Raw genomic sequence first — 25,830 nt, forward strand, 5'->3', positions numbered from 1 at the left:
TCAATTGCACTAAACCCCAAAATTACCGAAAATCCCCATTAAAACAGGAGAAAATATGAAGCTAAAACAACTGTGGATAATGGGCTTGGCGGCAATTTTAATGGGCTGCGGGCACGGATTCGAAGGCGAATACACTGAACAAACCGGTTCGTCGGTCGAGTTTCTAAATGCGATTACACAAATAGCAGGAACAAATACCATCGTCATCGGGCCGAACTATGTCGACTCGAACGGCATACGCACACAATATAAGAATATTTTCGTGCGCGATTCCGGCAGTCAGAAATATTTGATTCTTAAAAAAGAAGACGACAGCGAAGAAGCCTGGAAGATTATTGATGAAGATACGCTGGTTAAAGGCGATGGTTTGGTTTCGATTACGCTGAGGCGCATCAAAAAAGAACCGCAATAGATTTGCGGGTGCCTTTTCTAACCGGCTGAAACGCGAAGGAAATTGCAGAAATGACAAATACCGCCTTTCCGATGACCGGAAAGACGGTTAGATATTTTATCCTATGCGGTTTTTATCGGGTTCAAGCGAGAAAACCCTTCCGGCGATTCAGTCGCCAGCCCATTAAGCCGCCGGCCAGCAACCACAAGCTTGACGGCTCCGGCACGCTGCCGGTATTTCCTTGAGGAGGTTGTCCGATTTCTCCGGTCAAGCCCGAAATTTTGAAATAGTCGTTGCCGAAGTCTAACCCGCTATTGGACGCATCCTCGATGCATTTGGTTGAATTGCTTTCCGTGCCGTTTGCGCAACTGGTGTAGGCGCTGATTAACCAATAGCTAGACGAAATTTGAGCGCTATTGATGGCCCTGGCGCCGGAAGTGACAAGGTTGGCGTAATTGCCAACTAAAGTCCAACCGTGTGTTAGCAGATCGGAAAAGGTGTAATCGGTAATGCTGGCTAATGGATCATCGTTTCCTGTGTAGGCCAATACGGAAAGGTCGGCATCGGAATATTTCCAACCTATCGAAATACTTGTCAATGTGGTGTCTTGATCGAATTTAAATACTGCTGCGTCAACGTCGCCGTCCGGAAATTCGTCCGGCGCGTTATTGGTGCCGCCGTCGTTGTCAAACGCATGATGAGGAGAGTCGGTAGTGTCATAACTGCCGTCTTTATCGTACACGCCTATTCCATTCCAAACGCCAAATTTCGCCGTTTCGAATTTATCGCCTAAGGTATTGTTCGGGTCATAGTAGTTATTTGGATCGGGGGGTACGTCATTCGTGGTCGAATAGGCGTTAACGGTTACCGTCTTGTTATCGCTACCGGTAAAGGTTTTCGTTGTAAAGACTCCGCCAGAACCGGAGAATGTCCAGCTCAAGGTTGCGTTGGCTTGAATAGGGGTCAAAGCAACCGCCAATAATAAGAAATGAAGCCTAGTCATGACATGTCCTTCGTTTGAAACGTTGTTTTTTCTTGTTAAATTCTAGGGAATTTCCGCCGCGAATTACGTTAGCGCGATTCCTTTAGTGCGTGTCGTTGTCGTGAACCAGCATAGACTGTGCCATAATTTGTTATTAAAGTTTGCTTTATTCCGCAAATTGGCGAAAGACTCAGTCGTCGACTTTTCCGAAAAATACCGGCTACTCAAACACTTAAGGGCCGGCCAAGCATGCGATATTTGACTTAGGCCGTGTTGAAAGTACTAACCTCCGAATCAACGGTGCTTCAAGGTTGAGCCCGAATGATCGGTCTGCTTGGATTTCTATCTGCGTGGTTTCGGAGAATTAGCTGACAGTTCTGACGAATTTGCCAGAGCCGGCCTGTCATTTTTGGCAGAGAACGGCCTTTGCCGCGTGATGAGGGCGAAAGTCCTGCGTAAAGGAGGCTTTGACGGTTAATCATTGATCGAATACAGGCTTGGGTCGTTGTTGTCGGTCATGCAGGATTTAATCGGAAGCGCTTCAGAAACACTGGTCGGTAGAACCGATTGCATTCTTCGAACACAGTGATTGTATCAGGCGCAGTCGATTTAATTTTCCAGCTGTTGCAATAAGGCTTTTGCTTGCTCCGAACCGTTGAAGGGGACGTTCGATTTTAATGCCTGTTCGAGTTCAAGTTTCGCTTCTTCTTTGCGTTGCAGTTTGTTCAGAGCGACGGCGATGTGATATCGGACTTCGGGATTTTGTGCCATGCGGGATTGCGCGTTACGCAAATAATGCAAGCCCTCTTCGACTTTGCCGGTGTTGACCAATATCCAGCCTAAGGTGTCGTTGGTTGATACTTGTTCGGGGGCTAGTTTTCGGGCCTTTTCGGCGTATGCTAGGGCGTTATCGTTGCCGCTCTCGAAGTAGATATAAGCTAAATTATTCAAAATCCGTGGGTCGTCCGGATATTGGCTTAGCAAAAACTCGTAGTGTTTTTGCGCTTGCGATGTTTTACTCCGTTGCAGCAGCTCTTCCGCTAAGGCCATAAGCGGCGCGTGGTCTTTCGGGTGATTTTTGATCCATTGTTCCAGCAGATCGAAAGCGCGGTCGTTTTGTCCGGACTGATTAAGGCTTTGGTAAAGTTTCATCATCAAGTTCGCGTTCGGTTCGCGCTGGAAGGCGCTTTGATAACGCGAGGCGGCCAAGCCGAAATCTCCGTCCTTCATCGCAATATCGCCGAGCAAGCGATACGGGAAAGCGCGGTCCGGGTATTGTTCGAGGAGATCTTTGGCTCGGTTGCGAGCAAATACCGGTTCGCCGTGATAGAGCTCCATTTCGGTTAAGGCAATTTGAGACGGTATGTGTTTTTTGTCGGCTAAAACGGCTTTTTTCAAGGTTTTGATCGCGTTGTAGTAATCGCCGATATCGATCTGATAAAGGGCTGCCGTATAAATTTTACGGACGTTGAAACGAGCCTGCTCCACCATGCGCCGATAGACGCCAATCGCCTTTTCCCGGTTGTCGGTGGCCAAATAACAGCGGGCGAGGGCCGGCATCAATCGCTCGTCGTAGCGGTCGATCAATTCGGCTGTCTGCGCGATTTGCAAAGCTTCCGACCCTCTGCGCATTTTGAGCATCAAGTCGATTTGAGCCAGTAATACCGGCATTGATTTCTGGTCGATTCTAAAGGCCTTATCCAGCCATTGTTTTGCCTCATCGTAATTGCCGGAAGCTTGATCGATGGTCGACAGTTCCAACAAAACGGGGATGTTTTCCGGAAATTGTTGATTAAGCTTGATCAAGCGGCTTTTGGCCTGATCCGCTTTGTTTTCGGCGACGTCCAATTTACTTAGATTGAGGTGCGCGGTAATGAAAGACGGGTCGATTTCGACCGCTTTTTCGAAGCTGAGGCGTGCTTGTTTCAGATTCCTCGTGGCGACCTGTGTCGTTCCAAGCAGATTCAGCAGGGTCAGATTTTTGGGCGATTGCTGATACAGGCGCTCGGCGATTTGAAGCGCCTTCTCGGCTTCGCCGTTCTTGACGTAAATCGCCACCAACGGGATGCCGGCCTGGGCATTACCGGGATCGGATTCGATCGCTGACTCCAACTCCTCTATCGCTTGGTCCTCTTGGCCGATAGCCAGGCGGTTCAAGCCTAATTCGGTATGCAGATTTTCATTGATGTTGTCCGCGGCCGAAACCTTTTCCAATAATGCATTGGCTTGATCGTGCTTGCCTACATCCATATAGGCGGAGCCCAGCAAAAACAGCAGGCGATGGTCATTCGGATTTCGCGCGGCTAGCGGTTTCAATAGATCGATGACCTGATCCGCTTCGTTCCGTTTCAACAGTATGGTCGCCAACAGTTTGTAAGGGCCGAGATGCGACGGATAGTGTTTGATATATTGGCGTAAATATTCGGCCGCCAAATCGAAGCGGTTCAAACTATAATTGATCAAAGCGGAAAGCATCAAGGTTTGGCTGTGCTGGCTTAGATATTCCGGTTTCACTTTGATGACAATGTCGGACGCCGCTTCCAATTCCTTTATCGAGGCTTCCTTTTGGCCGTTGCGTTCCAACAATACTGCGTGAAGGTAGGCGGCCTTGGGGTCGAAAGGGTAATGTTCGCGCAGATATTTCAAATCCTCTTCGGCCCGTTCATCTTGTTTTAAATCCATCAGTGCGCCGGCCCGGGCGATGCGTGCGTCCGAATAATCGGGTTGCAACGCGATGGCACGGTCGTAGTCTTTGATTGCGTTTTCCAGATCGGTTTGAGCGTGTTTAATCGAGCCTTTGACGTACCAGGTGCCGGCATTGTTCGCTTGCACCGCCATGGCTTTGTCGGCCGCCAGGTCCGCGCCGTTCAAATCTCCACGCCGGATTAAAGCATTGGCGCGGCCGATGATGGCGTCGACGCGTTCCGGATCGAGACGGGCCGCCATATCGTATTCGTTCAAAGCCTCGCCGATGCGATTGAGTTGAAGAAAAGCATGGCCTCGAAACACATATAGATCGGGCTGTAAATAGGGTTGATATTGCTTGGGATCTATCTCTTTCAATAACCGAGAATATTTGATTTCGTAGAGATATAGTTGGGCGAGGAGTTTTACGGTCAGCGAGCGGTCGGCGCCCAATTCATTGGCTTTAAGAATATGAACTTCGGCTGCCGACAGCGATTTTTTTTGTAAATATAGCTCTCCGAGCAGTATATGCGCTGCGATATACTTGCTATTCAGCTGCAAAGCGTTTTGCAACTGAATGATGGCGTCGTCGTATTCTTGTTTTCGGTAAGCGACTAAGGCGTCTTCATAATATTGGCCGGCGAGATTATCGTCGGCGAGGCAGTAGGGCGTTTGCTGCATTGCCGCAATCAAGGCTAGGCCGAGCAACATTTTCGAGCTTGGATAGTAAGTCGCAATTTTAGGCATATCGGCAAAAAAGAGTAATGGTCGCCCTATAGCATAGTCTCAAAGCGCGTTGAAAAATAGGTTTTCGCCGAAGCGGTAAACTCATGCGCCGCTTCCCAGTGGTGTTAAACTACACGCCAGCAGAGCGCGCTGCCGAAGTCTGCCGTTTCTTCAATTCGAGATTCAGCGGCTTCCGGCGATCGCCGCCGCTTCTTTTCATGTCAACCGAACGTTCAAACCAATATATGGGTGCCCAGGAAAATTTCGAACAACTCCCGCTAAAAGAATTTACCGAAAAAGCCTACTTGGATTATTCCATGTATGTGATTTTGGATAGAGCCTTGCCGCATATCGGCGACGGCCTGAAACCGGTTCAGCGCCGCATCGTGTATGCGATGTCCGAGCTGGGACTGACGGCGCTGGCCAAATACAAAAAATCCGCGCGCACCGTCGGCGACGTGCTGGGTAAATACCATCCGCACGGCGATTCGGCCTGTTACGAAGCCATGGTGTTGATGGCGCAGGATTTTTCCTACCGTTATCCTCTGATCGACGGCCAAGGCAACTGGGGTTCGCCCGACGATCCCAAATCGTTTGCGGCCATGCGTTATACCGAATCGCGCCTGACCGCCTATGCGCAAACCTTGCTCAGCGAATTGGGGCAGGGCACGGTCGATTGGGCGGACAATTTCGACGGCACCTTAAAAGAACCCAGTCTGCTGCCGGCGCGCTTGCCCAACGTGCTGCTGAACGGCACGATGGGCATCGCGGTGGGCATGGCCACCGACATCCCGCCGCATAATCTGCGCGAAGTCGCCGCTGCCTGTTTACAGTTGCTGGATGATCCGGAAACGCCGTTAGAGGGATTATTGAATCATGTCAAAGGCCCTGATTATCCGACCGACGCCGAGATTATTTCTTCCGCCGCCGATATCGAAAGACTGTACGCCACCGGCAACGGTTCGGTCAAAATGCGGGCGAAATTCGAGCTGGAAGACGGCAACATCGTCATCAGCGCGTTGCCGTATCAGGTGTCCGGCGCCAAGTTGATGGAGCAGATCGCCGCACAAATGTTGGCGAAGAAACTGCCGATGATAGAAGACTTGCGCGACGAATCCGATCACGAAAACCCGACCCGCTTGTTGATTATCCCCAGAACCAAGCGCATCGACGCCGAAGCGGTGATGTCGCATTTGTTCGCCACCACCGATCTGGAAAAAAATTACCGGGTCAACTTGAACATGATAGGCCTGAACGGCAAGCCGCAGGTCAAAAATTTGAAACAGATTTTGACGGAGTGGCTACACTTTCGTACCGAAACCGTGCGCCGCCGTCTGCAATATCGCCTGGACAAAGTGCTGGCGCGCCTGCATATCCTGGAAGGTCTGTTGATCGCCTACCTCAATATCGACGAGGTGATTGCGATCATCCGCAACGAAGATCATCCGAAACCAGTGTTGATGGAACGCTTCGGCTTGACCGACGTGCAGGCGGAAGCGGTGCTGGAATTGAAACTGCGTCATCTGGCCAAGCTGGAAGAAATGAAGATCCGCGGCGAACAGGATGAACTGGAACAAGAGCGACAGGCCCTGGAAAAAACCTTGGGTTCCGAACGTTTGCTGAACCGCTTGATCCGCAAGGAAATCGAGCGCGATGCGGAAAAATACGGCGACGACAGGCGTTCGCCTATCGTCGAGCGAGGCGCGGCGCAAGCGATGGATACCGCCGAACTGATCGCCAACGAGCCCGTGACCATCATCATGTCGCAAAAAGGCTGGATACGCGCGGCCAAGGGTTACGACATCGAGGTGGAGAGCTTGAACTACCGGGCCGGCGACGGCTACTTGTCCGCCGCCAAGGGCCGCACCACGCTGCCGGCCTACGTGCTCGATTCGACCGGCCGGGTTTATACGATCACCACCCACGATTTGCCGTCGGCGCGCAGCCAGGGCGAGCCTTTGACCGGCCGCTTGAATCCGCCGCCGGGCAGCCTGTTCACCGACGTATTCAGCGGCCAGCCGGACGACTGGGTGCTGATGTGCAGCAATGCCGGCTACGGCTTCAGAGTGCAATTGAAAGAACTGTTCAGCAAGAACAAAGCCGGCAAGGCCGTGCTGAGTCTACCGCAGGGCGCTAAGGTGGTGACGCCGGTACCGGTTCCGCAGGGCTTTGATTTGTTGGCGGTCGCGACCTTGCAAGGGCGTTTGTTGATCTTCCCGGCGCACGATTTGCCGGAGTTGGCTAAAGGCAAGGGTAATAAGCTGATTCAGATTCCGGGCGCCGATGTCACGTCGGGCAAAGATGCCGTAGCGGCGATTGCGGCATTGCCAAACGGCGGCGAATTGAAAGTAATTTCCGGAAAACGCTACGTTACATTAAAAAGCGTTGATATCGAACAGTACAGCGGTAACCGGGCAAATCGGGGAACGGCATTGCCCAGAGGCTTTCAAAAAGTCGACGCGCTGGAGTGCGTGTCATTCTGATGTCATCTCAATCGGATAATAATTCTCTTAGGTACTTACTGGGAAATGATCAACGAAGCTTTGCTGGGAGAAAGCGTTATGAGTGATGAGCTAAGTACCGAAACGCAAAACGTCGTCGGTACCATAATAGTCGAAACGAATCCCGACGCATCCGGGCTGGTGACGGTCAGCGGACATTGGGTGCGCAATGCGGCGGTCAAGCCCATAGAGCAGGTGATCGACGAGTTGAGCCAAAAACAGCCCCAACGCATCGCGGTCAAGGCGGATGCGCTTGAGGCTTGGGATAGCCGTTTGCCTAGCTATTTGCTGAAAATCGCCGAGTATTGCGCTGAAAAATCCATAGACCTGGATTGCAGCGAATTGCCGGAAGGCGTGCAGGGCTTGCTGAAACTGGCGCGGGCGGTACCGGAACGTGCCGGTGCCAGGCGCACCGAAGAACGGGCTTCTTTGCTGGTGAAAATCGGTAATTGGACGCTTGAACTCATTAAAGACGGTCACGCCTTAATCCTGTTCACCGGTGAAGTCGTGCTGGCTATCGGGACTTTATTACGCGGCCAGGCCCGTTTTCGTTGGATCGATTTGATGATTTTCATCCAAGACGCCGGTCCGAACGGTTTTCCGATCGTGTCTTTGATCAGTTTGTTGGTCGGTTTGATTCTGGCTTTCGTCGGCGCCTTGCAGCTGGCGATGTTCGGTGCGCAGATTTACATCGCCGACTTGGTGGCCCTGGGCACTGTGCGAGAAATGGGGCCGCTGATGACGGCGATCATCATGTCGGGCCGCACCGGTGCGGCTTACGCGGCCCAATTGGGCACGATGAATGTCAATAGCGAGATCGATGCGCTGAGGACCATGGGGATTTCTCCTATGGAATTTTTGGTGCTGCCTAGAATGCTGGCGCTGATCGTCATGATGCCCTTGCTAACGATGTATGCCGATTTGATGGGTATTTTAGGCGGCGCCATAGTCAGTGCCAGCGCCTTTGACGTGACCTTTATCCAGTATTACAACGAAATTAAAAAGGCGGTGGATTTGACCGATTTCAGCGTCGGTTTTTTCAAAAGCGTCGTGTTTGCGGTATTGATCGCGGTGGCCGGCTGCATGCGCGGCATGCAATGCGGCCGCAGTGCTTCGGCCGTCGGCGATGCGGCGACGGCGGCCGTTGTGGACAGTATCGTTTATCTGGTGATATCCGACTCGGTGATTACCTTGATTTGCGATCGCTTGAAGATTTAATCGGGAGCGGGACATTCCATGGCGCAAGCTCATATTAGCGTGAACCAATTGACAATGGCCTACGGCGATTTCGTGATCCAGCGGGATCTGACTTTCACGATAGATCGCGGCGACGTGTTCATCGTGATGGGCGGTAGCGGTTGCGGCAAAAGTACTTTGCTGCGGCATTTGATCGGTTTGCAGCGTCCTGCGAAGGGCGATGTCTATTACGGTTCGGAAAATTTTTGGAAGTCGGACGCAGAGCAGCGCGTAAAGATCATGCGCAAGATCGGCGTGCTCTATCAAAGCGGTGCTTTGTTCAGCTCGATGACTTTGGCGGAAAATATAGCGTTGCCGTTGGGGGAATTTACCAACATGGGGCGCTCGGAGATAGCCGATATGGTGTCTTACAAATTGGCCTTGGTCGGATTGGCCGGGTTTGACGATTATTATCCGGCACAGCTTAGCGGCGGTATGCAGAAACGGGCCGGCTTGGCCAGAGCCATGGCCTTGGATCCGGAAATCCTATATTTCGACGAGCCTTCCGCCGGTTTGGACCCGATCAGTGCGCGTCTACTGGACGATCTGATTATCAGCTTGTGTGAAACCTTGGGAACGACCATCGTCGTCGTGACGCATGAATTGGCCAGTATCTTTGCGATTGGTACTAATTCGGTATTTCTGGACCCGGAGACTAAAACCATGCTGGCAACCGGCTCTCCCAAAAAATTGCTGGACGAATCCAACGATCCCAGAATCATACAATTTTTGACTCGAGGCGAGGGCCATGTCGATAAACCTGCTCAAAAAGGAGTTGCGTCATTATGAGTAAACCCGTCAGTCCCGCTCTCATCGGCGGTTTCACTATCGGCGCATTGACACTGTTGGTGTTGGCATTGCTGGTATTCGGGATAGGGCAAGAATTCCGTGCCGACAAAGTCAAGTACGTAGTGTATTTCGATTCGTCGCTGAACGGTTTGGAAATCGGCGCGCCCGTCAAGATGCAAGGCGTCAAGATCGGTCAGGTGACGGAAATCTCGTTACAGGTCGATTCCAAGCGCGGCAAGCTGTATAAGCCGGTGGTATTGGAGATAGACCGCAGCAGTTTTCTCGATTTCAGCGGACAAGAACTGCCCAAGTCGCCCAGTCGTGAACAGCTGGAAAAAGGGCGGGACCGCCTGGTCAAATTGGGTATGCGCGCCAGGCTGGAAATGCAGAGCTTGTTAACCGGGCTGCTCTATGTCGATCTCAACTTCTACCCGGATAAACCGCCGTCGTTCGCCGGGTTGACCCACGACGACTTACTCGAAATTCCAGGCGTGCCGACTACGACCGATGAACTCAAGAATACCGCCGAAGATTTCATGAATAAGCTGCGCGCGATGCCGTTGGACCAAATCGTAAAGGATTTTGCCGATAGCTTGCATGAAGTGAAGGAATTATTGGTATCCGAAGACGTAAAAAGATCGCGTAAGGCGCTGGCAAACACCTTGGTGGAACTGGATAAGGCGGCCAAAACCCTGAACAAAAACCTCGGGCCGTTGCTAAAAAGCACCGATGAAACCGTGGTTGATACCAATCGGTTGATTCAAGATGCCCAAGGTATGATTCAAGATCTCAGAAAGCAACTGCCGTCCTTACTAAAGCATACCGATGGAACACTAAACGCCGCGACTTCCGCGTTGAAAACAGCGGAAGACTCCTTACGGCACATCGACGACGCGGTTGGCCCCGAATCGGCTTTGACCGATACTTTAGAGGCCGTAGAACAAGCGGCACGCGCCGTTCGCGATTTGGGCGACTATCTGGAACGTCACCCCGAAGCATTGTTGTCCGGAAAAGAAAATTAAAGAGGGTAGAGATGAGCACTTCACAGACTGTTGCGCGTTTATTCTTATTCGTTTTGTTGATATCCCAGAGCGCATGTATCGGAACAACGCCGCCTTCGCAGTTTTATTTACTCGAGCCCGCACCGGTAGGCATTAACCAAGCCGCAGTCGCCGCCCCAAACAAACCGGCGATTTCGCTGGCGCCGATCCGAATTCCGCGTTATTTGGACAGAGCCCAAATCGTCACCGCAACCGGAAAAAACACTTATCGGCTCGACGAGTTGCATCGCTGGGCCGAGGGTTTGGACGACAACATGACCCGCGTCGTGTTGCAAAATTTGAGCGATATGGTGCCGGCCGACGTGGTGGTGTCGCGCCACGAACGCGGTTCCAAGATGCGTTTGGTCGTTACCATACTCGAGTTTCATATCGATTCGGCGGAGCAGGCGGTTCTGTCGGCGCAATGGCAAATCAGCAAGGGCGATGAAACCTTGTTGAGCCGCCAGCAAACCTATAAGCTGCCAGCCGATAAGGACGACGTCCCGGCTGAGGTGGAGGCCTTGAATCAATGCCTGAACCAGTTGAGCCGAGATATCGCAACCGCCTTAAAGGTGCTGAGCGTTAGCTGATACGATTCGACATGGCAAAGGCCATGATTTTGTAAAGCCGGATTTAGCGGACAGCGCGGTTCGCTTTAGTTCGTCTAACCGGGCGAGTTCGATGTCCGCCGGCACACCGGGTTCGGAGAGCTTTTTTTACAAAATGATTGGCATCATTGCTACACTGCGTTTAGCCGTTCAGATAATAACAAGCCAAGGAGCGCAGCATGTCTACATCCGATTCCTATATCCGTTGGTTTAAGGAACTCACCATCAATGATATCCCGCTAGTCGGGGGTAAGAACGCGTCCTTGGGCGAGATGTATAGAGAACTGGCCGGGCAGGGCGTCATCGTCCCGAACGGTTTTGCGATCACCGCCGAAGCCTATCATTATTTGCTGGACAATGCGGACGCGTGGCCACGCTTGCACGAACTGCTGGACGCGGTCGATCCGGACGATGTCGCCGATCTTGCGCGGCGGGCTCAGCAGGCGCGCGACTTGGTTTATTCGGCGCCGTTGCCGGACGATTTGCAGCAGCAAATTCTGGCGGCTTTTACCGAGTTGAATCAGGAATACGGCGACAATTTGACCGTGGCGGTACGCAGCTCGGCGACGGCGGAAGATTTGCCGACCGCCAGTTTCGCCGGCCAGCAGGATACCTACCTGAACATCCGCGGCGGACAATCCCTGTTGGACGCCTGCAAGCGCTGCTTCGCCAGCTTGTTCACCGACAGGGCGATTCATTACCGCATCGATCAAGGCTTCGACCATTTCAAGATCGGCTTGTCCATCGGCGTGATGAAAATGGTCAGATCGGATTTGGCCGCCAGCGGCGTGATGTTTTCGTTGGACACCGAATCCGGTTTCAACGACGCGGTATTCATCACCGCCGCCTACGGTTTGGGCGAGAACGTGGTGCAAGGCGCGGTCGATCCCGACGAGTTCTACGTGCACAAGCCGACCTTTGCCGCCGGTTACCGGGCGGTGTTGCGGCGCAGTCTGGGAGCCAAGAAAATCAAAATGGTTTACAGCGACGGCCGTACCCGCGAGCCGATTCGCAACGTCGCCACCTCGAACGGCGAACGCGGCCAATTCTGCATCAGCGACGAAGACGTGCTGACCTTGGCCGATTACGCCTTGAAAATCGAAAATCATTATGCTCGGCCTATGGATATGGAGTGGGCCAAGGACGGTTTGGACGGGCGTTTGTACATCGTGCAAGCCAGGCCGGAGACCGTCGCATCGCAACGCAGCGGCAGCGTGTTGGAGCAATACGAACTCAAGCAGACGGGCGAAGTCCTCAGCAAGGGGCGTGCGGTCGGCAGCAAAATCGCGGTCGGCAATGCCCGGGTGATTACCAACGTAGCGAATCTGTCCAGTTTCAAGCCGGGCGAAGTGCTGGTGGCCGACATGACCACGCCGGATTGGGAGCCGGTCATGAAAATGGCCGCCGCCATCGTCACAAACCGGGGCGGGCGCACCTGCCACGCGGCCATCATCGCCCGCGAATTGGGCGTGCCTGCGGTGATCGGTTGCGGGAACGCCACCGATGCCATCGAAAACGGCGCGCTGGTGACCGTCAGTTGCGCCGAAGGCGATGTCGGCAAGGTCTACGCCGGCCGCCTGGATTACCAGGTGCTGCAAACCGATTTATCCCACATGCAGCGGCCCAAGACCAAGATCATGCTGAACCTGGGCAATCCGGAACTGGCCTTCAAGCACAGTTTTTTACCCAACGACGGCGTCGGCCTGGCTCGCATGGAATTCATCATCACCGAATACATCAAGGCCCATCCCATGGCCCTGATCCATCCCGAGAAAGTCGCCGATGCCGAAGAGCTGCAACAATTGCAGGCCTTGACCCAAGCCTACGAAAGGCCGGAGGATTTTTTCATTGAACGCCTGGCCGAAGGCGTCGGCACCATCGCCGCCGCGTTTTATCCCAAGCCGGTGGTAGTGCGCATGTCCGACTTCAAGACCAACGAATATGCCACTTTGCTGGGCGGGCGCTGGTTCGAGCGCGACGAAGCCAATCCGATGATAGGCTTCCGCGGCGCCTCGCGCTACGTGCACCCGGCCTACGCCGAAGGCTTCGCGCTGGAATGCGCGGCGATGAAGCGCGTGCGCGAGCAAATGGGTTTGAGCAACGTGGTGCTGATGATTCCGTTCTGCCGCCGGGTCGAAGAGGCCAAGAAGGTGCTGGATTACATGGCTAGCTGCGGCTTGCAGCGCGGCGAGAACGGCCTGGAAATCTACGTGATGTGCGAAATACCGAACAACGTGATCAGCATCGACGCCTTTGCCGAGCTGTTCGACGGCTTCTCGATCGGCTCCAACGACCTGACCCAACTGACTTTGGGCGTGGACCGCGATTCCGAAATCGTCGCGGCGGACTTCGACGAGCGCGACCCCGGCGTCAAGCAAATGATCAAGATGGCGGTCGACGGCGCCCGCCGCAATGGACGGCATTCCGGCCTGTGCGGCCAGGCCCCGTCCGATTATCCGGAAATGGCCGAATATCTGGTGGAAATCGGCATCGACTCGATGAGCCTGAATCCGGACACCGTGCTGAAGACCACTCAGCGAATCTTAGAGCTGGAAAAGAGGCTGGGTCGCTGACTTGTGCGAGATTGAGGCATGTCTTGCAGCGCGTGCAGAAGTAAGCGTGTTCGAGACAGGTTGAATGTCCGGCTGCGACTGTTCTTCCAATAAGACCAATCCAATCGTTTCCAAATTAGTATCGATAGCTCACTCGCAAGGCAAGCATGAAATAGACAAAACTTACAAGTAACCGGCCATGACTCAAATTGACGTTATAGAAAGTGTTTACCACGACGTTATTAGACCCGCGCTTAACTTACAGCATCTTGCAACGGCGCTAAGACACTGGTATCAAGCTTTTCCAAAAACCAATTATTTACAGCCATGCCTCATCAATGGCAAGGCCTCGTTGATTTGTCAAAAGGAATTAAGCGATATCGACTCCCAGGCATATCGCGCCTTAAAGTCAATTTGTAGCGCCTACGGCATTTATCTCAAAGAAGACGCCAGACGACAATATAGTACAACGGACTTTCTTCATAATCGCCGTAAAGCGGCTGTGATATTGACGTTTTGCCTGACGATGACATCAAACGTTTACGCGGCTAATGTGCGCGGACATGCCGTTGCCGCAGCTTCATCAATTGAATCCCAAAAAATCTCTATTGCTTTTAAAAATCAAACGCTTTCCGATGTGGTTGGCGAGATTGCGGATCAAACCGGCATACGTTTTAAGTTTGATACCCCAGTTGAAAACGATATCATCAACAAAAAATTGATAGCACCCGATTGGCATAGCGCATTAGACCAGTTGCTGCAAAGCTATAACTATATGACGATAAAGGATGGCAAGGCGATCAAAACTATCTTTATTTCAGGGTATAAAGGAGGTATGAAACCCACGACCCCTATCTCCGATCCAGAACCATATCCGCCAGAAGATGTTTTCGACGACAGAATAATCACTGATATCGCCGTTCCGACGGAAGAGCTATCTAACCTGCCGGAGGGCGGCAACATGATGGTGGACTTGCCGGTAGGAACATTCAATGTTAAACGGGAAAGCATGGTCGCTTTGGATGACGGCACACTGAGCTGGGTCGGCGTAATGGACGACGAATCGCAGTTTTACAGACTTTATCTCACCAAAAGCCAAGATGGCGAAGTGGTCGGCACCACCTATACACCAAATGGAACATATCACATCGAAACCATAGACGGCCAAACAGTTATGATCGAGGCGAATCAAGCCAGTATGCGATAGTAGAACGCTAACGGTTCGGCTCTTCATTAATGAAAGTATCACAAACCTCATCAAATCTGCGGCCTTTTAATTGACTTATGACAATTAAAAGCTCATTGGAATGCAGGTGTTACCTTTTATGCCATCACGTGAACTTGATCTTCGCAATTTGTGCAAATCGGTAATTGTTTTTCCAGGGCCGTAGGTCCGATTAGCCCAGCGTAATCGGACGCATGGTTTTAGATTCGATTATTACAATCGCGGCGTTTTGTCGGGCCGCTCTGGTCAACCGGTTTGCAAGCAAGTAGCCCCGATGAAGCGAGGTGCTGCGGAGCACGCGAATTTCCCATTCCAGCAAGGCGTCGAGTTGGCGCTCGCGTTCCAAGGATAGATTGTTGGCCGCCGAAAACATGCGGAAGGCTTCGTCCGTGCGCGCCGCGCTCGTGCGACTGGACGAAGGCTTCGCATATCTCCTCGAAAGCGATATCGTTAGTTCCGCGTGGGCACGAAAACCGTGCCCACCCTACACGACTGAGCCGCGCCGGGTAGATGGGGTTTGCTGAGCGTTTACTGTACTTCGCCAACATGCCGTTGCATGGTCAAGACAGTCCTTAATTCTTCATCGCCGGTGAAACCAAACAGCCGTTCGAGCCATACCGCCAGCCCGGGTTTCAGCTTTGACTCGACGGTTTTCACGAACAGGAAACGCGCAGCTTCCTCATCGTCGAGCAGAACGCTTGGGCTAATGCCGCTTTGTCGCGTTGCACGATCTCCGAGAGGAATTCATCGGTCTGGCGCTCAACGTTCTTGCCGGGGCGGCTATTGCTTTCGAGATCGAGACTAGTCATGGCGAGTCTTGTCCTGTCTTTAGCAACGGCGTGTATATCTTAAAAAAGTATATCAGGCCTCGTCCGGATTACGGCTCAGATGACTTCTTAGCGAATTGCCATACGCGGCCGAAATCCGGCTAACGAGACCGAATCACACTAATCTGTCGGAGCTGGCAATGAGGCAGCCGCCTTGTTTAGGCGGTTTTTTTCAGGCAGGTTTCGGCCTGAATGGCGATTTCCAACTCCTCTTGAGTGTTGATGACCAGGACCGCGACCGGCGACGCGTCGCAATGGATAGCCCCGCATGGATGAGCGGGGGCTTGGTTTTTTTCATAGTCGATCGCTATGCCCATTCCCGATAAGCCGGCGCAGCAATGTTCGCGTAGCCAATCGTCGTTTTCGCCTATGCCGCCGGTGAATACCAGGGCGTCGACGCGACCCAGCACGGCGAAGTAAGCGCCGATGTATTTTTTGATGCGGTAGGCGTACATCGCTAAGGCCAATTTTGCCGATTGGTCTCCATTGTCTGTCATCTGGTGTATCGCGCGCATGTCGTTTTCGCCGCAAATACCTTTGCAACCGCTGTCTTTGTTCAGCATGTTCTCGATGGCATCCATCGACAGGTCTAGCGTGCGGCTCAAATAAAAATGTAAGGCCGGATCGATGTCCCCGCAGCGGGTGCCCATCATCAAGCCTTCCAGCGGTGTCATGCCCATCGATGTATCCACGCTGCGGCCGTTTTCGACTGCGGCGACACTGGCGCCATTACCCAAGTGCAAGGTAATCAAATTGACTTGGTCCGGTGCTTTGCCAAGAAATCGAGCCGCCTGTTTGGCCACATAGTGATGTGACGTGCCGTGAAAACCGTAACGGCGCACGCCGTGTTCGCGATAAAGTTTTTCGGGTAGGGCATAGCGGTAGGCGTAGTTCGGCAGGCTTTGGTGGAAGGCCGTGTCGAATACGGCGACTTGCGGAACGTCGCCCATTTGTCGCAAGGATTCTTTAATCCCGAGCAGGTTGGCCGGATTATGTAGTGGCGCCAAGGGGATAAGCGCGGCGATTTGTTCGGTGACACCGTTGTCGATCAGCGTGGGTTCTTTGAAATATTCGCCGCCATGAACCACTCTGTGGCCGATGCAGGCCAGTTCTCCGTCTTGTATGACGTTGGTTTCCGACAGCAGCGCAAATATTTCCCGCAGGGCTTGTTGGTGGGTGTCGAAGACTTTTTCGATCGTCAGCCTTTCCGAACCGGCAAGGCGATAACGATGCAAACCTTGTAATTCACCGATGCGCTCGATGATGCCGCTTAGCAAATTACTGTGATCGCTCATTGCAAATAGACTGTACTTTATCGAAGAACTGCCGGCGTTTAGCACGAGAATTTTCATGATGGTCGCTTGCTCTCGTTTATGGATTAGTTTGGGTTGTTTTGCTTATTGCGATTCGGAGGCGGCGGCTCGTAGCGGTTTTCCAGCAGATCGTCGATTTTATCCGCTAAGCTTTCAACCGCTTTGATCACTAGTTCCGCATTGGGGCCTTTCGACTCGGTGACGATGCGCGCCATCCAATGACTATCGCCGACGCGCACGAGGTTGGCCATCAAATAAGCGAATAAAAAGCTGGGTTTATGTAGGCGCCCCGCCACTACATAGTCCGCCCCGTATGATTTGCCCAGTTCCGCTGCGGCGTCGGCATGGTCGAACAAATAACCGACTCCGCTATTTGCGGCTTGCTGCGCGTCCGCCGGAATATCAATGATTTGGTAACCCGCCGAACGTAATTCACTTTCCAACAAGGGTTTGATCGATGCGGTACGTTTGATTTCGGCGGGTATTCCGGGTGCCAGGGTCAGGTCCTTGAGTTCGAAATCCAATATCGCAATACGCGACGCAGCGTGGCCGACGTCAGCCGATAGTGTGAGCGCACAGGCAAGCAGTAAGCGGCTTAGCACGAGGCGTTGTTCTCCTGCGCTTGAATGGCGGTCATGATGACGGTATTGACGATATCGGGCACGGTACAGCCGCGGCTGAGATCGTTAACCGGTTTATTCAGGCCTTGTAAAATCGGGCCGACCGCGATCGCGCCCGACGAGCGCTGTACCGCTTTATAAGTATTGTTTCCGGTGTTGAGATCGGGAAAGATAAACACGGTGGCATGTCCCGCTACTTCGCTGCCCGGTAGCTTGGTCTGGGCGACGCCGAAATCAACCGCCGCATCGTATTGCATGGGGCCTTCCAGTTTTAAGTCCGGGCGCAGACGTTTTGCGATGGTAACCGCTTCGCGAACTTTATCCACTGCTTCGCCCTTTCCTGAATCGCCGGTGGAATAAGATAACATGGCTACTCTTGGTTCGATGTTGAAACTCTTCGCGGTATCGGCCGAATTAATCGCAATATCGGCTAATTCTTGTGCGCTCGGGTTGGGATTGACCGCGCAGTCGCCATAGACTAGAACCTGGTCTTCCAAGCACATGAAAAACACGCTGGAAACAATCGATGCTCCCGGTTTGGTTTTGATAATTTCAAATGCAGGCCGAATCGTATGTTGAGTGGAATGTACCGCGCCGGAAACCATTCCATTAGCAAAGCCGAGGTGTATCATCAATGTGCCGAAATAACTGACATCGGCCATCAAATCGAAGGCCGTTGCATAGACGATATTTTTATGCCTGCGGGCTTCATAATAGGCTTGGGCAAATAATGGACGTAGTTCCGATGTCACCGGATCGATAATTTCCACATCGGTTAATTTTAGCGCCAAAGACTGGATCTTTTGGCGTATTTCGGCTTCATTGCCCAGAAGCGTAATTTTGACCACATCGCGTAATAGTAAAATTTCTGCTGCGCGCAGAATGCGTTCTTCGGCCCCTTCCGGTAGCACAATATGTTGTTTTTTAGCCTTGGCCCGTTGTAATAGGTCGTATTCGAACATCAATGGCGTCATTTTGTGGGTGACGTGACTGCGCAGACGCTGACGCAGTTCGTTCATATCGATGTTACTTTCCACCAAGCCGAGTGCTTTGGCTATTTTTCGATCGTCGGCCGAATGTAAACGCGCGGGAATTTGGTTGACTCGCATGGCGGTCGTGAAAGTGTCGGACTCCACTCCAAGAACGGCGAATGGTAAATCACCCAGCCCGTCGATCAGCGCTTGTACTTGACGGCTGGGTTCTTGATTGCCGGTCAGCAATAGGCCTGAAATCTGGGGATAGTTGACCGAGTGGTAGGCCATCAGGCAGGCCAGAATGATATCGGACCGGTCACCGGGCGTGATGATCAAATCTCCGGTTTCCAGGTAGTCGAGAAAATCGGGAACCAGCATCGCAGCGACTTTGTATTGGTAAATTTCCCGGCCCAATGCTTTTTTGTCGCTGGAGAACATTTTTGCATGCAAGGCCTGGGCAATGTTGCCCATCGAAGGCTTCTCCAAGGACAATTCGATAGGGACAACAAAAATCGGAAATTCGCCATGATGGCTTAACATGGCGCGTAGGGGCTCGATCTGTTTGGACTCGACGCCGTTTATGACTAGCGCCAACACGTCGCTATCATGTTCGTTCAAGATATGCTTTACGTGGGCCAGGTTATTCAAGATTTGTATATTGTCTTGATCGGCTCCATGCATGACCGGCATCATTTGACAATCGAGATTGTTCGCGACTTCGACGTTGAAATTAAACTCAAAAATCGAGTCGCCATGGCGGTAATCGGAACCGATACACAACACAAAGTCGCATTGTGATTTCAGCTCTCGATATTTGCCTAGAATGATCTTATGTAATTCGTCGTACTGATCATTGGCTACTAGCTCGCGAGCGTAATCGCTCTTGCAGCCATACATGGCTTCATATCCGATATCAGGCGGATAACGATAGCTAATAAATTCGATCAGGTCGTCTTTATTATCTCCGGAATGAATAATCGGCCTGAAAAAACCGATTTTTCCCGCGTAGCCGGTTAGCATTTCCATCATCGCCAGCATAATGATTGACTTGCCGCTGTTACGATCCGTGCCTGTGATGTAAATATTCTGCGATAGTAATGATTGTTGCTCGGTTTCGGTAAGGGAATTATTCATCGTTGCTGATTAGTTATGTTGGCTACTCGGAATTTACAGGAAGTTTGCGTCAAAATCCGGCCTTTGTTCCATCGTCGGATTTGCGAACCTAAGCATAGATTGATATGGCGTTTTCGATTGGGCCGCAAAAATGCGTTTCCAGGCCGAAATTAGTTGCCGATAAATCGGCAAGCTTCTCTATTACGTCTATACTACAACCCGGTCGTTACGTCTATACTACAACCCGGCCGCAGGGCCTTTTAGAAAACAGCAATGGCAAAATTTACCGTTTATTTCAAAGATAAACCCATCTTTTCGAGTATTTACGATTCCGGCGTAGTTCATATCGGGCGTGACGATACCAACGAGTTAGTGGTGGATAGCTTGGCGGTAGCACCAGTACATGCTGTTGCGGTAATTAAGGATGGCGCCTGCATGATTAAGCAATTGAACGAGAAGTTTCCATTGTTGGTCAACAATCAGCCGGTTAAGCAATGGAGTCTGCAAAATAACGATGTTATCAACGTCGGTAAGCATTATATTCTTTACAATGCAACCGAGTTTTTTATCGGAGTAACCGGTCCGTCTGAAGCGGGGTCTGCCGAAGATCCGGAATTACAAGCTCTGAACGAAAAGTTGGATAGCGTTTCGAAACAGCAAGAAGGGAAGTTGCAAATTATGGACGGCCCCCATATCGGACGGATTCTGACGCTTAAGAAAGCAATGACCCGGTTGGGACATCAAGGCTCCGGTGTAATCGTAATTTCCAGGCGTAAGGATGGTTATCACCTATCCGCGCTACAGGGACATGACGGCTTGAAACTTAATTATCAACCTTTAGGCGATAGAACCGTATTATTGCAAAATAATGACGTCATCACGGTCGACAACACGCCGATGCAGTTCTTCAAAGAGTGATGCCGTGTCGGAATGTGCGCTCGAAGAAAAACGCAATTTCCAACGGTTTGTTTACAATGCAAAAGCGATCCTGGTCGGCGATGAATTCACCTTTCCTTGTCGCATTATTGATATGTGCCTGAAAGGCTGCCTATTGGAGTTCGAACGGCCTTGGTCCGGATCGGCGGGCGACTTTTACACGCTGATACTTGGCTTATCGGAAAAAGTTTTTATCAATATGCAACTTCAATTTGCCCACGGACAAGGAAAGCAAATCGGATTCAAATGCAACCGCATCGATATTGATAGTATGACCAGCTTGCGCCGGTTGGTGGAACTCAACTTGGGCGCTAGCGTTATGTTGGAACGCGAACTTTCGGCTTTGGGCAAATTGAAGAAGTAAATTTATCGATAGAAACGGAAAACGTTCGCTGTTCCGACAAAGGCTATTTGATCGTCTGTGTCGCTGTTTCGCCGTTCCATCCTCGATTTCTATCCACCCATTTCATGCTTAGCCAATACCATAGCGTCATCGGCAGCATCATTGCAAACCAATCCCAATCATCGATTAAGAAAAGCTTGCCGATCCATGGCGTATCTAAAAAGAACATGCTCCATGGAATGCAATACAAACTGAATAGCAAGCTACTCCAGATCAATAGCAAAGCGCCTTTTCGAGTTTCTATGCTAGATAAAGCGAAAAAAACCCAAAGAGGCATATTGTTGTCTTTTTGCATGTAACATCCCTTGGTAATGAGTTCAAAGTTAGCTCGCTGTAAAGCATATATGGTGCCATTTTATCAGGGATATTTTATAAACGGCTCTCATTTTTGCAATTAATTTCCTAAGAAATCGGCTTAATAGTATGCGGACGGCCTAAACCGTAGTGCCCTTTTCGCTTGGATTTTCGAAAAAAATAACGTTAGGGTTTGGTAGCGGTTTAGATGACTGATAATTGTCTTATTGAGCTTAATTAAGGCGTATAACTTAATATTTTTTATTAAATAACATAGATTAATTAAAAAAATAGGGTATTTAGCATATTAGAGGATATTTTAATTCATTGATTCTGACTGTTATACTGGGTTTTGGTGTGAAAATTGATATAACTCATTGGTTTTTTACGGTTTTCTCAGAAATGGACGAGGCGGACAACGGACGGTCTAGGTTGAAGTTAACCGAATAAACCATGCCACACCCGTCGCGAGGCGGGGCCGGAAAGCCACGGTTCTTGCCAGTAATAAATATGAACAAGAAAGCCGGGCCGCCTCTCGATTGTGATGGAGAGGGCCGCAACCAGGTCAGCACCTGCGTTGGGGACATCACTATTTAATCATACGTTAAACAGTGAAGAGGATCGAAAATGAAGAAAAACAAATTACTTGGCATTGCAGCAGGCATCGCAGCAGCGCTGGCTATTACACCATCGGCCCATGCGCATCAGTATTACAATCTAACCGGTGTTGGCGCTGTAGGTTCCGCCGATTCAGCGATTGGCTTCGGCATAGCCAACAGCATCAACGGCACCGATGGCGTATCCGCCAATTCCAACGGCACCAACCGCATCGCAAATGGCACAAACACCTACGATCCGCTAAATCCTGGCGTCAATAACCTGATACCCGGTACCGGCACTGCCGCTACCACGGCTACTGAAATTCCCGGTAATCTGCCTTATATGTGGTATTCCGGCCAACACAGCACAGCGTTGGGCGTGACCAAGCGTGAACATTTTACCGGTTCGAGTGTAACCGACAACACAGGTAATATGTTGAGCGGATTGAGTTCTACAGCGGCAAACAATACCAGCTTGACGCTGCCGAATGGTACGGTGCTGAATGCCCCTGCCGGCACAAACTGGGGTACCAACAATACTTCCAGTTTATGGAAAACGTATAACGACAAAAATACCGGTTCCAACGCTGCCACTTGGGGCACCACCATGGTCGATCTGCCGGCGAACGGCGATCATCCTTATTTAGCTGTGGCCGGCAATTCCACCGAAACCAGTTTAGGCCTGGATTATGGCTTGATTCACATCAGCTGTGGCGCCAATTCCGCAGAGGCCAACTGTGCGAGTGATGGTGACGTATTAACCACAATCACTATCCAAAACGATAGCGATTATGCCCAATATAATGGCTTGCTGGACGTGGCCTTGTATCGCAACGTTGACACCAGCCTGACGTCTGACCGCAACGCACTAGATACTTTCGGCGCTTCCGGTTTCCAAGGTTCCAGCCTGGGCGACGCCATCTGGACAGCCAGCATGAGCAATGTCGGTGACACTCTGTTTTATTCATTTATATTCAATCAGTCCGAGTGGCTGGCGACCGGTACGCCTGGTTATGAGACCAATGGCTTTTATACGCTGGTGATTGGCGCACATGGTGGTACTGGCGATGTAGCTGATGCCGTTGCTTATGATGTGCTAGTCACCACCTCGCCGGTACCGGTACCTGGCGCCGTCTGGTTGTTTGGAAGCGCTTTGGCTGGATTTATGGGCTTTGGGCGCCGTAAAGCTAGTGTTGTAGCTTAATTTCCACGTGTGGTTGCCGGCCCTGGTGCCGGCAATCGATTTGTTTTGGTGTAAAAATTTGAAGGGGGGACTTATCCATGACCTATCTTAATCTAAATAAATTGGCGTTGGCGGGCGTCATCGGCACCTTGCTGACGGCATCCGGAACCGTGAGCGCCCATGTCACCTATAACACCAACGGTGCGCCGGACAATTCAGACGGTTCCAATGCCGGGCCTTGGACCGAGGGTGATCCCGGATACACCGGCAATTTGCCTGCCACTTGGGTGGCGATGATTCATAACGCCGGCGGCGTAGCAAACTCGCAAACAGCGAGCTCCGCGGACGCGGGATTCACTATCGGGATGGGGGCAAAATCCTACAAGGATGGCGGCACTAATTGGGCGCATTCTGCCGATTTCGGCCTATTTCATTTGCAACATGCAGCTGACGTAACGATTAGCGTCACAGCCGATGGTTCCAATCTGCGTCCTGCTTTTGGTTTGTGGGATGGCTGGGATACCAATTCCGGCAGCTCGCGGCATCAAGCGTATTTGAACAACGGTGCTTTAAACCCGATGGGATCGGTGCTTGACTCGTCTTTGGCGGCGCATAGCCCGACTTCATGGGCCGTAGCGCCAGGTCAGGGGGCGGGTCAAACGGCGACGCTCAGCCTGTTTCTGGAAGCGGGGGACTATACCCTGATTCTGGGTGGTTACGAGGGGACGGTTGCCGGAGCTAATTTGGCTTATACCGCTACCATCGCCGCCGCAGCATCGCCGGTGCCTTTGCCGGGTGCGGTATGGCTGTTCGGCGGTGCGTTGGCCGGTTGGGTCGGCACTCGAAGACGCAGGGCAAGCGCTTAACATAGTCTGATTTTTTGCCTGAATTGACCCCGATGCGGCTCACCGTCGCTTCGGGTTTTTTGTTTGTTACCATGTCACTGCGGTTGGATTTTACTATTAAGGATTTGGCCAAAAATAACTTCCCGTTTTGCCGGTGCGAATCCTGGGGCATACCGAATGAGGAACGCGTGAACCCTTCCATGGGGGCTTGACGGCAGCGTTCTTGCTGCCGACATCCTCACTTGGCACGTCCCCAGTGACTATTGCCATATCGGGAAGTTATTTTGGACGATACCCTAAAAAACTAGCTTAATCGGCATGTCAATCACATCGATGCAGCAGGTGCGAAACATAAAATTGAAAAGAAACGATCCTTGCCCCTGCGGTAGCGGCAAAAAGGTCAAGGCTTGTTGCGGCGCGTATTCAGATGTCGCGCAGGATCGAGTTCCCGATGCCCAGCAGTTACTGCAGCTCGCTTTGCGCGCAGTGGCCAATCGGGACGTTGAAGGGGCCACAGCCGGCTTTCGTGCGGTACTAAAGGTAAGGCCGAAGCATGCCGAAGCCTTGGCTGGGTTGGGTCAGGCATTATGTTGGCAGGATTATCGGCGCGAGGGTTTGGCTTATCTGCAGCAAGCTGCCCGGATTCTGGAAAAGGGCGCCGGCCGGAATCATGATGTCAAACCGTTGTTGGAGTTGGCTGAGCAATTACACCATTGGGGTGATGTAGCCACTTCGGTTCGTTTGGCGAAACTGGCGGTAAAACTGTCACCGGATGCACCGGCTCCGCATAACAATTTAGCTTTGTATCTGATGCGCATCAATCGCCTGGAAGAAGCGCTGCCCCATGCACGCAAGAGCGGTCAATTGCTGTCTGACGATCCGGCGCCGCAAAATTTATTGGCCGCGTTGGAAGCGCGTCTCGGCGAGGCGGAGTCGGCCAAAGAAAGATTGGAAACCGTCATATCCGATAACCGCAACCCACGGCAAACGGCCAGAGCCTGGCAGGAACTGGCAACGATTTCGGATAAACTCGGCGATTATGCGGGGGCTTTTGCCGCTAGCCGGAAAGCGAAAACGCTGAATGCGTCTTTTGCCGAATTCCGCGCTTTGGACGGTAGGCAACTATTTGATGTCTTAGAGCGCAATCGCGCCGGATTTAGCCCCGAGCTATTGGGTCTTAGGGAAGTTCGGGATTACGCCGACGATTTGCCGGTGCCGATATTCTTGATGGGATTTTTACGCTCCGGAACGACGCTTACCGAACAAGTACTTGCGGCACACCCGCAAGTCATGACTTCCGACGAGAATGGGATCATCAATCAAGTAGCGGCCCAACTGGGCCGACTGGCGGGTTGCGGCGGCGATACGGCTGCCGGGTTGGCGAGTGCCGATCTTTCGACCTTGTTGGAGTTACGCCGCTATTATTGGCACAGGGTGCAAGACGAATACGGCGCCGTGGCATTGCGCAAAACCTTCGTCAATAAAGTGGCTTTAAACAGTATCGACATCGGTCTTATCGCCTGTTTGTTTCCGGAGGCCAAGATAATATTTGCCCTGCGCGACCCGCGAGACGTTTGCCTGAGCTGTTTCATGCAGTCGTTTCAACCTTCTGTCGCCACGATCAACATGCTGAGTTGGCAAGGCACGGCAAAGCAGTACGCCGCTATCATGAATCTATGGTTGCAGGTGCGCGACCACATGCGGCCAACTTATCTGCAACTACGCTATGAAGACGCCGTAAACGATTTCGAAAAGACCTTTCGCGCAGTGTTTGCATTCCTGGGCTTGGATTGGTCCGCCGAAATTATCGATTTTCATGCCCGAATGAAGGGCCGCTACATCGCGACGCCAAGTTTCGCCGCGGTCTCGCAACCGGTTTACGATACCGCGGTTCGGCGCTGGACGCGCTACAGAGAGCATCTAGAAGAAATTCAGCCCGTTCTGCAACCCTTTATCGACGTCTTTGCTTACGGCGGTAACGGCTAATT

Annotated in this window: 21 protein-coding genes and 1 riboswitch; of the genes, 13 read left to right on the forward strand and 8 right to left on the reverse strand. The window is 51.8% G+C overall.

Annotated elements, in window-relative coordinates:
• Positions 1-55: 55 nt before the first annotated feature.
• On the forward strand, positions 56-412 hold the full coding sequence (locus ACW73I_RS16765) for a hypothetical protein (protein ID WP_458030576.1): 357 nt from the start codon (positions 56-58) through the stop codon (positions 410-412).
• 121 nt (positions 413-533) lie between these two features.
• Here the strand turns inward: ACW73I_RS16765 and xdp1 are convergent, their stop codons facing one another.
• Entirely contained in the window at positions 534-1,394 is an 861-nt protein-coding gene (gene xdp1, locus ACW73I_RS16770; protein ID WP_458030577.1) for an exosortase-dependent surface protein XDP1, read from the reverse strand.
• 588 nt (positions 1,395-1,982) lie between these two features.
• Positions 1,983-4,805: an XrtA/PEP-CTERM system TPR-repeat protein PrsT gene (gene prsT, locus ACW73I_RS16775; RefSeq protein WP_458030578.1), complete on the reverse strand. Its 2,823-nt coding sequence runs from the start codon at positions 4,803-4,805 to the stop codon at positions 1,983-1,985.
• Positions 4,806-5,029: 224 nt separating this feature from the next.
• Here prsT and parC point away from each other — a divergent pair, with 224 nt between their 5' ends.
• From parC to ACW73I_RS16810, 7 genes are all read left to right on the forward strand, one after another.
• The gene (gene parC, locus ACW73I_RS16780) at positions 5,030-7,267 is read left to right on the forward strand and encodes a DNA topoisomerase IV subunit A (RefSeq protein WP_458030602.1); all 2,238 of its coding nucleotides are present in this window, start codon (positions 5,030-5,032) and stop codon (positions 7,265-7,267) included.
• A gap of 78 nt (positions 7,268-7,345) precedes the next feature.
• Positions 7,346-8,503: an MlaE family ABC transporter permease gene (locus ACW73I_RS16785; RefSeq protein ID WP_458030579.1), complete on the forward strand. Its 1,158-nt coding sequence runs from the start codon at positions 7,346-7,348 to the stop codon at positions 8,501-8,503.
• Positions 8,504-8,521: 18 nt separating this feature from the next.
• Positions 8,522-9,310 (forward strand): ABC transporter ATP-binding protein, encoded by a 789-nt coding sequence (locus ACW73I_RS16790; protein ID WP_458030580.1) that lies wholly within the window; start codon positions 8,522-8,524, stop codon positions 9,308-9,310.
• Positions 9,307-10,332 carry an MlaD family protein gene (locus ACW73I_RS16795; protein ID WP_458030581.1) on the forward strand — a complete coding sequence of 342 codons (1,026 nt, stop codon included), beginning with the start codon at positions 9,307-9,309 and terminating at the stop codon, positions 10,330-10,332. Before ACW73I_RS16790 ends, ACW73I_RS16795 begins: the two co-directional genes overlap by 4 nt.
• An 11-nt stretch (positions 10,333-10,343) precedes the next feature.
• Positions 10,344-10,940: a PqiC family protein gene (locus ACW73I_RS16800; protein WP_458030582.1), complete on the forward strand. Its 597-nt coding sequence runs from the start codon at positions 10,344-10,346 to the stop codon at positions 10,938-10,940.
• Positions 10,941-11,137: 197 nt separating this feature from the next.
• Positions 11,138-13,531, forward strand: coding sequence for a phosphoenolpyruvate synthase (gene ppsA / locus ACW73I_RS16805; RefSeq protein WP_458030583.1), 2,394 nt, complete (start codon positions 11,138-11,140; stop codon positions 13,529-13,531).
• Between the two features lie 178 nt (positions 13,532-13,709).
• Positions 13,710-14,717 (forward strand): hypothetical protein, encoded by a 1,008-nt coding sequence (locus ACW73I_RS16810; protein WP_458030584.1) that lies wholly within the window; start codon positions 13,710-13,712, stop codon positions 14,715-14,717.
• Positions 14,718-14,907: 190 nt separating this feature from the next.
• Here ACW73I_RS16810 and ACW73I_RS16815 read toward each other — a convergent pair whose 3' ends face one another.
• The 5 genes from ACW73I_RS16815 to pta form a co-directional block, all read right to left on the reverse strand.
• Positions 14,908-15,108, reverse strand: a complete 201-nt coding sequence (locus tag ACW73I_RS16815; protein ID WP_458030585.1) for a hypothetical protein — start codon at positions 15,106-15,108, stop codon at positions 14,908-14,910.
• Positions 15,109-15,388: 280 nt separating this feature from the next.
• Entirely contained in the window at positions 15,389-15,544 is a 156-nt protein-coding gene (locus ACW73I_RS16820; RefSeq protein ID WP_458030586.1) for a hypothetical protein, read from the reverse strand.
• A gap of 176 nt (positions 15,545-15,720) precedes the next feature.
• On the reverse strand, positions 15,721-16,914 hold the full coding sequence (locus tag ACW73I_RS16825; RefSeq protein WP_458030587.1) for an acetate/propionate family kinase: 1,194 nt from the start codon (positions 16,912-16,914) through the stop codon (positions 15,721-15,723).
• 26 nt (positions 16,915-16,940) lie between these two features.
• Positions 16,941-17,477, reverse strand: a complete 537-nt coding sequence (locus tag ACW73I_RS16830; RefSeq protein ID WP_458030588.1) for a DUF2380 domain-containing protein — start codon at positions 17,475-17,477, stop codon at positions 16,941-16,943.
• Entirely contained in the window at positions 17,471-19,603 is a 2,133-nt protein-coding gene (pta, locus tag ACW73I_RS16835) for a phosphate acetyltransferase (protein WP_458030589.1), read from the reverse strand. Before pta ends, ACW73I_RS16830 begins: the two co-directional genes overlap by 7 nt.
• Positions 19,604-19,855: 252 nt before the next feature.
• On the opposite strand from pta, the gene ACW73I_RS16840 reads away from it, so the two are divergent.
• The gene (locus ACW73I_RS16840; protein WP_458030590.1) at positions 19,856-20,500 is read left to right on the forward strand and encodes an FHA domain-containing protein; all 645 of its coding nucleotides are present in this window, start codon (positions 19,856-19,858) and stop codon (positions 20,498-20,500) included.
• Between the two features lie 4 nt (positions 20,501-20,504).
• Positions 20,505-20,882 (forward strand): PilZ domain-containing protein, encoded by a 378-nt coding sequence (locus ACW73I_RS16845; RefSeq protein ID WP_458030591.1) that lies wholly within the window; start codon positions 20,505-20,507, stop codon positions 20,880-20,882.
• 43 nt (positions 20,883-20,925) lie between these two features.
• Here ACW73I_RS16845 and ACW73I_RS16850 read toward each other — a convergent pair whose 3' ends face one another.
• Positions 20,926-21,216, reverse strand: coding sequence for a hypothetical protein (locus ACW73I_RS16850; RefSeq protein ID WP_458030592.1), 291 nt, complete (start codon positions 21,214-21,216; stop codon positions 20,926-20,928).
• 444 nt (positions 21,217-21,660) lie between these two features.
• Positions 21,661-21,751, forward strand: a riboswitch (cyclic di-GMP riboswitch).
• Positions 21,752-21,842: 91 nt separating this feature from the next.
• Between ACW73I_RS16850 and ACW73I_RS16855 the strand changes: the two genes are divergently transcribed.
• The 3 genes from ACW73I_RS16855 to ACW73I_RS16865 all read left to right on the forward strand — a co-directional run bounded on the left by ACW73I_RS16855 (position 21,843) and on the right by ACW73I_RS16865 (position 25,828).
• Positions 21,843-23,018, forward strand: coding sequence for a hypothetical protein (locus tag ACW73I_RS16855; protein WP_458030593.1), 1,176 nt, complete (start codon positions 21,843-21,845; stop codon positions 23,016-23,018).
• A 77-nt stretch (positions 23,019-23,095) separates the two neighbouring features.
• A complete protein-coding gene (locus ACW73I_RS16860) occupies positions 23,096-23,863 on the forward strand; it encodes a hypothetical protein (RefSeq protein WP_458030594.1) in 768 nt (255 codons plus the stop codon).
• Positions 23,864-24,160: 297 nt separating this feature from the next.
• Positions 24,161-25,828: a sulfotransferase gene (locus tag ACW73I_RS16865; RefSeq protein WP_458030595.1), complete on the forward strand. Its 1,668-nt coding sequence runs from the start codon at positions 24,161-24,163 to the stop codon at positions 25,826-25,828.
• Positions 25,829-25,830: the final 2 nt, after the last annotated feature.

The sequence above is a fragment of the Methylomonas sp. MgM2 genome (genome assembly GCF_054172045.1).